The sequence below is a fragment of the Pseudomonas sp. VEM90 genome (assembly GCF_054611535.1).
This window is the reverse complement of the sequence record NZ_JBTRAR010000035.1, coordinates 25,068-35,654: the sequence shown is the minus strand read 5'-3', so window position 1 is coordinate 35,654 and position 10,587 is coordinate 25,068. Positions and strand designations below refer to the sequence as shown.

Annotated in this window: 9 protein-coding genes; 4 read left to right on the top strand and 5 right to left on the bottom strand. The window is 62.4% G+C overall.

Annotated features, from left to right (window positions below):
* Nucleotides 1-526 precede the first annotated feature (526 nt).
* The 3 genes from ACYCCG_RS24930 to ACYCCG_RS24920 form a co-directional block, all read right to left on the bottom strand.
* Nucleotides 527-1,222, bottom strand: coding sequence for a glutathione S-transferase N-terminal domain-containing protein (locus tag ACYCCG_RS24930; RefSeq protein ID WP_459672124.1), 696 nt, complete (start codon nt 1,220-1,222; stop codon nt 527-529).
* 87 nt (nt 1,223-1,309) lie between these two features.
* Nucleotides 1,310-1,807 carry a PaaI family thioesterase gene (locus tag ACYCCG_RS24925; protein ID WP_339443265.1) on the bottom strand — a complete coding sequence of 166 codons (498 nt, stop codon included), beginning with the start codon at nt 1,805-1,807 and terminating at the stop codon, nt 1,310-1,312.
* 57 nt (nt 1,808-1,864) lie between these two features.
* Complete coding sequence (locus ACYCCG_RS24920; protein ID WP_176682226.1) at nt 1,865-3,247, bottom strand: amino acid permease; 1,383 nt, start codon at nt 3,245-3,247, stop codon at nt 1,865-1,867.
* Between the two features lie 257 nt (nt 3,248-3,504).
* Between ACYCCG_RS24920 and gcvA the strand changes: the two genes are divergently transcribed.
* Nucleotides 3,505-4,401 carry a transcriptional regulator GcvA gene (gene gcvA / locus ACYCCG_RS24915; protein WP_003251398.1) on the top strand — a complete coding sequence of 299 codons (897 nt, stop codon included), beginning with the start codon at nt 3,505-3,507 and terminating at the stop codon, nt 4,399-4,401.
* Nucleotides 4,402-4,580: 179 nt separating this feature from the next.
* Nucleotides 4,581-5,831: a 2-aminoadipate transaminase gene (locus ACYCCG_RS24910; RefSeq protein WP_459672120.1), complete on the top strand. Its 1,251-nt coding sequence runs from the start codon at nt 4,581-4,583 to the stop codon at nt 5,829-5,831.
* 3 nt (nt 5,832-5,834) lie between these two features.
* Here the strand turns inward: ACYCCG_RS24910 and ACYCCG_RS24905 are convergent, their stop codons facing one another.
* Nucleotides 5,835-6,137, bottom strand: a complete 303-nt coding sequence (locus ACYCCG_RS24905) for a hypothetical protein (RefSeq protein WP_209967149.1) — start codon at nt 6,135-6,137, stop codon at nt 5,835-5,837.
* A 211-nt stretch (nt 6,138-6,348) separates the two neighbouring features.
* On the opposite strand from ACYCCG_RS24905, the gene ACYCCG_RS24900 reads away from it, so the two are divergent.
* Together ACYCCG_RS24900 and fusA are read left to right on the top strand one after the other, a co-directional pair.
* Nucleotides 6,349-6,774 (top strand): hypothetical protein, encoded by a 426-nt coding sequence (locus ACYCCG_RS24900; RefSeq protein ID WP_176682223.1) that lies wholly within the window; start codon nt 6,349-6,351, stop codon nt 6,772-6,774.
* Between the two features lie 73 nt (nt 6,775-6,847).
* Nucleotides 6,848-8,959, top strand: a complete 2,112-nt coding sequence (gene fusA, locus ACYCCG_RS24895; RefSeq protein WP_176682222.1) for an elongation factor G — start codon at nt 6,848-6,850, stop codon at nt 8,957-8,959.
* 129 nt (nt 8,960-9,088) lie between these two features.
* On the opposite strand, the gene ACYCCG_RS24890 is transcribed toward fusA, so the two are convergent.
* Nucleotides 9,089-10,531 (bottom strand): SulP family inorganic anion transporter, encoded by a 1,443-nt coding sequence (locus tag ACYCCG_RS24890; protein ID WP_459672117.1) that lies wholly within the window; start codon nt 10,529-10,531, stop codon nt 9,089-9,091.
* Nucleotides 10,532-10,587 lie beyond the last annotated feature (56 nt).

The window sequence follows — 10,587 nt, the reverse complement described above, 5'->3', positions numbered from 1 at the left end:
GGTAAACCCGCTCCTACGACGACCGGCGCCCAATCACCGACCTGTGTCCACCACCGATCCGGCGTAGGAGCGGGTTTACCCGCGAATACGGTAGCGGCGGCAACCGCGAACAGCGGGTGGAGATTGGCCAGCAGGTCCGGCCCTTTCGCGGGTAAACCCGCTCCTACACGACGGCCTGTGTCCAACCTCCGGTGTGTGTCCACCACCAATCTGTGTAGGAGCGGGTTTACCCGCGAATACGGTAGCGGCGGCAACCGTGAACGGCTGGTGGAAATTGGCCAGCAGGGCCGGCCCTTTCGCGGGTAAACCCGCTCCTACGAGGGCCTGCGCCCAATCACCGACCTGTGTCCACCACCGATCCGGCGTAGGAGCGGGTTTACCCGCGAATACGGTAGCGGCGACAACGGTGAACAACGGGTGGAAATTGGCCAGCAGGGCCGGCCCTTTCGCGGGTAAACCCGCGCCTACGGGCGACCGCGCAGGCGTTTCGAAGTTTGCGCAAGGCTGTTGTCCCTGCACGGGTTGATCAACCCGGGATTTTCAGGCCACGCTGCACGGCTGGCCGTTCGAAGAAATTCGCCAGCACGCGCTGCACTTCCTTGAACTGGTCGAAGCCCACCAGGTCACGGGCGTTGTAGCGCTCCACCAGGTTACGCACCCAAGGGAAGATGGCGATGTCGGCGATGCTGTATTCCTCAGCCATCCACTGCCGACCTTCTAAATGCCGATCCAGCACGCCCAGCAGCCGCTTGGACTCGTTGACATAGCGGTCACGCGGGCGCTTGTCTTCATATTCCTTGCCAGCAAAGAAATGGAAGAACCCGACCTGGCCGAACATCGGCCCGATGCCACCCATCTGGAACATCAGCCACTGCAGGGTCTGATAGCGCTGGGCGGGGTCCTGGCTGAGCAGCTGGCCGCTCTTCTCCGCCAGGTACTGCAAGATCGCCCCCGATTCGAACAGCGGCAGCGGCTGACCACCCGGCCCGTTAGGGTCGAGGATGACGGGGATCTTGTTGTTCGCGCTGAGCGAGATGAATTCGGGGCTCAATTGGTCATCATTGTCGAAGCTGACCCTGTGCGCCTCGTAAGCCAAGCCAATCTCTTCGAGCATGATCGACACTTTCACCCCGTTGGGCGTCGGCAGCGAGTACAACTGCAGGCGTTCGGGATGTTTGGCGGGCCATTTGCGAGTAATGGGGAAAGCACTGAGATCGGTCATGATCAACCTTGCCAAGGGAATGAACCTGTCACTCTAGAGACATCCCCAGCCGCTGACCATCACCGACCACTCATCAGCGTTGGCAGCTCAGGCCTGGCCGTGGGCCTTGAGCTTGAGCTTTTCGGTATCGACGCGGACAAACACGGAGTCGGCGGTCACAGTCAGTACATCCTCTGCCCAGACTTCGCAGATGACCCGGCTCTTGCGCCCCACTTCGCCTTCGACACGCGCCTTGAGCAACAGCTCGACACCCATCGGCGTTGGTTTCAGGTAGGTCAGGTTGAGCGTGCCGGTAACGCAGTCGATACGCGGCAGGCTGCCCGGCTCTCGGCCTTCGTTACGGTAGTGGTACGCCATCGCCGTCCAGTTGGAGTGGCAGTCGACCAGCATCGCCAGCAGGCCACCGTAAACCAGGCCAGGCCAGCCAATGAAGGTGCTGTGGGGCGAGTGTCGGCACACCAGGTGAACACCGTCGGCGTCCCAGTGGCTTTGCAGGTGCAGGCCGCTGGGGTGGGAACAGCCACAGCCGTAGCAGGTACCCTCAGGCGCCGCGAGGGCTTGAAGGGAAAGTGTGTGATCAGTCATACGCTTCCTGTGCTTGTTGGAATGGGGGCGCGCAACGCCCCCATTAAAGCAGAAACATCAGGCCGTCTGGGCAACCATCTTGGCACGCCGCTGGGTCAGCGAAACCAGCAGGATGAACGCGGTCACCCCAGCGGTCATCAGCGTTTCGTAGCGGTAGGCATCGCTGAACAGCATGTAGCCCAGCACCATGACGATGGTGCCGATCACCAGCCAGGTCAGCCATGGGAACAGCCACATCTTCAGCTCCAGCGGGCGCCCTTCACGTTCGGCACGGGCACGCATGCGCAGCTGCGACACGGCAATGACCAGGTACACCAGCAAGGCGATGGCGCCAGTGGTCGACAGCAGGAAGCCAAACACCTTGCCCGGGAACACGTAGTTGACGAAGCAGCCTGCAAAACCTGCCAGGGTGGAGAAGATCACCGCTACGGTCGGCACGCCGGAACCGGAGATGCGCTTGGTCACGCTAAGCGCCTGACCACGAGCGCCAAGCGAATAGAGCATGCGCGACGCGGTGTAGAGCCCCGAGTTCATGCAACTTGTCACCGCCACCAGCACCACCAGGTCAACCAGCAGCTTGGCGCCCGGCACGTTCAGCACTTCCAGTACACGCTGGAACGACCCTACCGCTTTCAGCTCGGGGTCGTTCCAGGCCACCAGCGACACCACCAGGAAGATCGACGCCAGATAGAAGATGGCGATGCGGTACACCACCAGGTTGGTGGCGCGGCGAATCTTGTCTTTCGGGTTGGCGGTCTCGTCAGCCGCGATGGTGACAATTTCGGCACCGAAGAACGAGAAGATGGTGATCAGCACGCCCCCAAGCACCGTCCCGAAGCCATTGGGCATGAAACCACCGCTGTCCCACAGCCGGCTGACCCCGGACACCTCCGCCAGCGGCCAGAAGCCGAACACAGCCAAGGTGCAGACCCCGATGAAGCCAATGATTGCGACCACCTTGACCAGCGCGAACCAGTACTCGAAGGCACCGAAGTTCTTCACGCTGACCAGGTTGGTGCAGGACAGCACCAGCATGATCAGGAAAGCGAACAGCCAGGAGGGCACGCCAGGGAAGTAGGCATGCAGGATATCGGCACCGGCAATGGCCTCCACCGGAATGATCAACACCCAGAACCACCAGTACAACCAGCCGATGGTAAAGCCTGCCCAAGGGCCAATGGCTTCCGTGGCGTAGGTGGAAAATGAGCCGCTGTTGGGGTTTGCGATGGCCATTTCACCCAGCATGCGCATCACCAGCAAGACCAGCAGGCCAGTCATGGCGTAGGAGATGAGGATGGCCGGGCCGGCGGTGGCAATGGCGTTGGAGGACCCGATGAACAACCCGGCGCCGATGATGCCGGCAATGGAGATCATGGAAACCTGACGGGAAGTCAGGCCGTGCTGCAGTGAGCGCTGTTTCTTGTTGTCTTGCGAAGCCATGAAGAACCCTCGAATGGGTCGGCCGCAGCAAAGCGGCTGAAGGTCTGAGCAGAATTCTTATAAATTTCTGATGTGTGTTGTTGTTGTTTTTTGCAGATGACCGAAGCGGGTATTGACCTCCTCTTCGCATGACCGGTTGTAATCGTTGATCCAGGTCAGTATTAATCTATAGGCCGGGGTCAACAAACGACCTTTTCGAACCACATAATTCCTTTATGGAATGAACTCCTTCCTTTTTTGCTCGGTATTTGCCCGTCATGTCCAAACGCCTGATGCCTTCGACCACCGCCCTTCAGTGCTTCGAAGCGGCCGCCCGCCACCTCAGTTTCACCCGCGCGGCCCAGGAACTGCACCTGACCCAGAGCGCCGTCAGCAAGCAGGTCGCGCAGCTTGAGGACATGCTCTCGCACTCGCTGTTCCAGCGTATTCGCCGACGCCTGCACCTGACCCCGGCCGGCGCGCTGTACCTCACCGAAGTGAACAAGATCCTCACCCAGATCGACATATCCAGCCGCTACATCCTCAGCTACGGCGACGAAACCGAAGTGCTGCGCATCGCCACCCAGCCGACCTTCGGCGCCCGCTGGCTGGTGCCCAGGCTCAAGGGTTTTGGTGACCGCTACCCACGAATTCACCTGGATGTGCGCAACGAGCTAGAGCCATTCGACCTGGTACAGGCCAAGGCTGACGTCGCCTTTTTCTTCGGCCAGGGCACCTGGCCCGGGGCGACCTGCATCGAGTTGTTCAGCGAAGAAGTGGTGCCGGTGTGCAGCCCGCAACTGCTGGCCAGCCACCGTTTCGACAGCGCCCAGGCGCTGACTGAGCACCGGCTGTTGCAATGCGTGTCGCGGCCGGAGGCCTGGCACGAGTGGTTCCTGGGGCTTGGGCTGCATAGCCAGAACAGCTACCACGGGCCGCGCTTCGACACGTTCTACCTGTGCATCCGCGCCGCCATTTCCGGCTGCGGCATAGCCCTGATTCCCCGCTATCTGGTGGCCGAAGAGCTGAGCGAAGGCAAGCTGGTGGTGGCCTGGGACCACCCTGTGGCAAGCAACGGGAGGCACTTCATTGCGCATGCCGAGCATGCGGCCGAAGTGCCCAAGATCAGAGCCTTTGTGCAGTGGATCCGGGAACGGGTGGCTGAAGGGGATTGATTTGACCTGCCCCGGCCTCTGGTAGGAGCGGGCTTGCCCGCGAAGAGGCCGGCACAGCCAACCCAAAAAACCGGCCAGATCACGAATCCATGGAATGACCGCAATCGAATAATTCGTTTGCGGAATAACCCGCCGACACGCTTGGATAATAAGAAACTCGAACAAGGTCCGCGTGCCCCATGAACCAGGAAAGTATCAGCCAATCCATTGCCATCGTTCACCCGATCACACTTTCCCATGGCCGTAATGCCGAAGTCTGGGACACTGACGGCAAACGTTACATCGACTTCGTCGGCGGTATCGGCGTGCTCAACCTGGGCCATTGCAACCCCGCTGTAGTCGAGGCCATCCAGGCTCAGGCCACCCGCCTGACCCACTATGCCTTCAACGCGGCCCCTCACGGCCCGTATCTGGCACTGATGGAGCAACTGAGCCAGTTCGTCCCGCTCAGCTACCCACTGGCCGGCATGCTCACCAACAGCGGCGCGGAAGCGGCGGAGAACGCCCTGAAAGTGGCCCGTGGCGCTACCGGCAAACGTGCCATCATCGCTTTCGACGGCGGCTTCCACGGCCGCACCCTGGCCACCCTGAACCTCAATGGCAAGGTCGCCCCCTACAAGCAGCGGGTCGGTGAACTGCCCGGGCCTGTGTACCACCTGCCCTACCCCAGCGCGGATACCGGGGTTACCTGCGAGCAGGCGCTCAAGGCCATGGACCGCCTGTTCAGCGTCGAGCTGGCGGTGGAGGACGTCGCGGCGTTCATCTTCGAGCCGGTGCAGGGCGAAGGCGGCTTCCTTGCCCTTGACCCGGCCTTCGCCCAGGCCCTGCGCCGTTTCTGCGACGAGCGCGGCATCCTGATCATCATCGACGAAATCCAGTCGGGCTTCGGCCGTACCGGCCAGCGCTTCGCGTTTCCGCGCCTGGGCATCGAACCCGACCTGCTGTTGCTGGCCAAGAGCATTGCTGGCGGTATGCCGCTGGGTGCAGTGGTCGGGCGCAAGGAATTGATGGCGGCGCTGCCCAAGGGCGGCCTGGGTGGCACCTATTCAGGCAACCCGATTGCCTGCGCGGCGGCCTTGGCCAGCCTGGCGCAGATGACCGACGAAAACGTTGCAACCTGGGGTGAACGGCAGGAGCAGGCCATCGTCAGCCGCCATGAGCGCTGGAAGGCCTCGGGCCTGAGCCCATACATCGGCCGCCTGACCGGCGTGGGCGCCATGCGAGGGATCGAGTTCGTCAATGCCGATGGCAGCCCGGCACCGGCACAACTGGCCCAGGTGATGGAAGCGGCCCGAGCCAAGGGCCTGCTGCTGATGCCCAGCGGCAAGGCGCGGCACATCATTCGCCTGCTGGCACCGCTGACCATCGAGGCCGAGGTGCTCGAGGAAGGGCTGGATATCCTCGAGCAGTGCCTGGCAGAACTGAGCTGAGGCTTACAGGCCCAGCTCTTGCGGGGTGAGCATGTCGGACTCGAAGGCGATCCAGCCGCCTTCCAGTTCGGCATGGCCGTTAACGATCGGGCCGTAATAGGTCAGGCCGTTCTCCAGGGTTACGCAAATGTGCGTGGCCGGTTTCTCAGGGGCCGCGAGCGTACCGACGAAATGCACCTTCTTCAGGGTTTCGGTCACCGCTTCCAGGCCCACGCGCATCTTGGGGTTTTCCGAGGCTTCGGTATCTCCGCCACGGTCTTCGGCGCTGATGGTCACGGTGGCGATGTACGGGTACTTGGTGCTCAAACGGGGTTACCTCGGTGGGTGTATAGGCGTAGGGGCGCGTAGAGTACGGCAGGCAGTCTCTGTTGTCTCTACTGGCCTCTTCGCGGGCACGCCCGCTCCCACAGGGATCGCATGTTGCTTGGGGTATGCGGGGCACCTGCAACAGGTGATCTGAATGCCCCGATCTGTTAGGGTGCCCGCCGATGCACGCCACACCACACGAGGATCCCGAGTGAGCGCCGAAGAACCCCTGATCGCCGACCTGTTCGAAGTCGACAAACGCCTGTCCCTCAAGCCCGTCGTGGACTTCAACAGCTACCTGCGCAACGCCTTCGGCGAGGGCCCATGCCACTGCCACCGCTGCGTAGAAGGCGCCGACCAAAGCACCTACAGCCACGCGCACAACTTCACTTTCGAAGGCCGCCAGTGGCACCGCCGGTTCGCCAGCACCGCCGGTAGCGACGTCGCCCAGGTGTTGAAAAAAGCCTGGCTGTCGTACACCAAGGCTGATCTCACCCTGATCGGTGCGCTGGACCTGACCACCCTCAAGACCTTTACCGAGGCCGCCCTGCACGCGCGCCTGCTGGCCTTGCTGCCGGCCAGCGGCCTGGCCCGCGAAGTGGATGGCCAGTGGATGCTGCAAGCCCTGGCCGACTGACAGCCCGGCGGCAGGGCAGGATTCCACCGGTCTGCTAACTTGGTGGAATCCGCCCACCCACAGGTAGTCCGCCATGGCCCGCACAACGCCCATCGAGCTGTACCGCAATATCGGCATCGTCGCCCACGTGGATGCCGGCAAGACCACGACCACCGAGCGGATCCTGTTCTACACCGGGGTCAACCACAAGATGGGCGAAGTGCACGATGGCGCGGCGACCATGGACTGGATGGCCCAGGAGCAGGAACGCGGCATCACCATCACTTCGGCGGCGACTACGGCGTTCTGGCAAGGCTCGACCAAGCAGTTCGCCCACAAGTACCGTTTCAACATCATCGACACCCCAGGCCACGTCGATTTCACCATCGAGGTGGAGCGCTCATTGCGCGTGCTCGATGGCGCGGTCGTGGTATTCAGCGGCGCTGACGGCGTCGAGCCGCAGTCCGAGACCGTCTGGCGCCAGGCCAACAAGTATCACGTGCCACGCCTGGCCTACATCAACAAGATGGACCGCCAGGGTGCCGACTTCCTGCGCGTGGTCAAGCAGATCGATCAACGCCTGGGGCACCACCCGGTGCCCATCCAGCTGGCCATCGGCAGCGAAGAAAACTTCATGGGCCAGATCGACCTGGTGAAGATGAAGGCCATCTACTGGAACGATGCCGATCAGGGCACCAGTTACCGCGAAGAAGATATTCCAGCCGATCTGCAGGAGCTTGCCGACAAATGGCGCGCGCACATGATCGAAGCTGCGGCCGAGGCCAATGACGAGCTGACCATGAAGTTTCTCGATGGCGAGGAGCTGAGCATCGAAGAGATCAAGGCCGGGTTGCGCCAGCGCACCATTGCCAACGAAATCGTGCCCACCATCCTCGGCTCATCGTTCAAGAACAAGGGCGTGCCGCTGATGCTCGACGCTGTGATCGACTACCTTCCCGCCCCGTCGGAAATCCCGGCAATCAAGGGCACCGACCCCGACGACGAAGAAAAGCACCTGGAACGCCACGCCGACGACAATGAACCGTTCTCGGCACTGGCCTTCAAGATCGCCACCGACCCGTTCGTCGGCACCCTCACCTTCGCCCGGGTGTATTCCGGTGTGCTCAGCTCCGGCAACGCGGTGCTCAACTCGGTCAAGGGCAAAAAAGAGCGCATTGGCCGCATGGTGCAGATGCACGCCAACCAACGCGCAGAAATCAAGGACGTGTGTGCCGGCGACATCGCCGCACTGATCGGCATGAAGGACGTGACCACCGGCGACACCCTGTGCGACATGGACAAGCCGATCATTCTCGAACGCATGGACTTCCCCGACCCGGTGATTTCCGTAGCAGTGGAGCCAAAAACCAAAGCCGACCAGGAAAAAATGGGGATCGCGCTGGGCAAGCTGGCCCAGGAAGACCCCTCATTCCGCGTGCGTACCGATGAAGAGACCGGCCAGACCATCATCTCGGGCATGGGCGAGCTGCACCTGGACATCATCGTCGACCGCATGCGCCGCGAGTTCAACGTCGAGGCCAACATCGGCAAGCCACAGGTGGCCTACCGCGAGAAGATCCGCAACACCTGCGAGATCGAGGGCCGCTTCGTTCGCCAATCCGGCGGCCGCGGCCAGTACGGCCATTGCTGGATCCGTTTCGCCCCCGGTGATGAAGGCAAAGAAGGCCTGGAGTTCATCAACGAGATTGTCGGCGGCGTGGTACCGCGCGAGTACATCCCGGCCATCCAGAAGGGTATCGAGGAGCAAATGAAGAACGGCGTGCTTGCCGGCTACCCACTGATCAACCTCAAGGCCGCCGTGTTCGACGGCTCGTACCACGATGTCGACTCCAACGAGATGGCCTACAAGATCGCCGCATCAATGGCCACCAAGCAGTTGTCGCAGAAAGGTGGCGCAGTGTTGCTGGAGCCGGTGATGAAGGTTGAGGTGGTGACGCCGGAGGAGTACCAGGGCGACATCCTCGGCGACTTGAGCCGACGTCGCGGCATGATCCAGGACGGTGATGAAACGCCGGCTGGCAAGGTGATCCGTGCCGAAGTGCCGCTGGGTGAAATGTTCGGCTACGCCACCTCGATGCGCTCGATGACCCAAGGCCGGGCAAGCTTCTCGATGGAGTTCACCCGCTATGCCGAGGCGCCTGCGAGCATTGCCGACGGCATCGTCAAGAAGAGCCGCGGGGAATGATGCAATCGCCTGTGCCGGCCTCTTCGCGGGCCCGCCCGCTCCCACAGAATGGCCGCAGGCCCAAACATTGTGCCCCCCCTGTGGGAGCGGGCGTGCCCGCGAAGAGGCCGGTACAGGCCACAATCAAGCTCAGTGCTGCTCGCCAGCCCGCTTCAGCAGCTTCTTGCACCGATCCGACAAATGCACCACGCGCAAATGCTTGCCCGCCTTGGCATAGCGCTCGCGCAGGGTTTTCAGCGCCGCAACCGCCGAATAATCGACAAAGCTCAAATGCTGGCAATCCAGCGTGACCTGCGCCGGGTCCCCGGCCGTGTCGAACTGGTTGAGGAACGAGGTGGTCGAGGCGAAGAACAGCGTGCCATGTAACTGATAACGCTTGCCGCCCCCCGCGTCCTCATGGGTGTCGGCATACAGCTCGCGCGCATGCTGCCAGGCAAAGTTGAGCGCCGCGATGATGATACCGAACAGCACCGCCATGGCCAGGTCAGTGAACACCGTGACCACGGTCACCGCAATGATCGCCAGCACATCATTTACCGGCACCTTGTGCAACACCCGCAACGACGCCCAGGCAAAGGTCTGCTGGGCCACCACGAACATCACCCCGACCAGCGCTGCCAGTGGAATACGCTCGATCAGCGGCGACAGGAACAGCACGAACAGCAGAATCATCACACCGGCCACTACGCCCGACAACCGGCCTCGGCCATTGGAGCTGAGGTTGATCACCGTCTGCCCGATCATCGCGCAGCCGCCCATGCCGCCGCACAGGCCCGACACCATGTTCGCAGCGCCCAGTGCCACACACTCGCGGTCCGGGAAGCCACGGCTCTCGGTGATTTCATCGGTCAGGTTGAGGGTGAGCAGTGTTTCCAGCAGGCCGACCATGGCCATCAGCACCGCATAAGGGGCGATGATCTTCAGGGTTTCCAGATTCCAGGGCACATCCGGCAGGACCAGCCCAGGCAGGCCACCAGCGATGTGCGCCATGTCACCCAGGGTGCGGGTAGGCAGCCCGAGCAAGTACACCAGCAGGCCGACACCGAGGATCGCCACCAGAGCCGGCGGCACCGCGCGGGTCAGTTTCGGCAGCACATAAACCACCGCCATGGTCAGCGCCACCAGGCCGACCATCAGGTACAGCGGCGTGCCAGTGAGCCAGTGTTCGCCGTCCTTGAAATGCTCCAGCTGAGCCATGGCGATGACGATGGCCAGACCGTTCACGAAACCGAGCATGACCGGGTATGGCACCAGGCGCACCAGCTTGCCCAAGCGCAGCACGCCGAACAGGATCATGACCACGCCGCCCAGCAGCACCGTCGCCAGCAGATACTGCGCGCCGTGCTGCACCACCAGCGCGACGATCACCACCGCCATCGAGCCGGCAGCGCCGGAGATCATCCCCGGCCGCCCGCCGAACAGCGCCGTCAGGGTACAAATGATGAACGCGCCATACAGGCCCATCAGCGGGTTGAGGTGGGCCACCAGGGCAAAGGCGATGCACTCGGGGACCAAGGCGAACGAGGTGGTGAGGCCGGCGAGCAGGTCGGCGCGTAGTCGGGCGGGCTTCATGGGCTTCCTGTGGTTCAGTCCGGAGGACGATTTAAAAACGAGGGGCGCGATGTTAC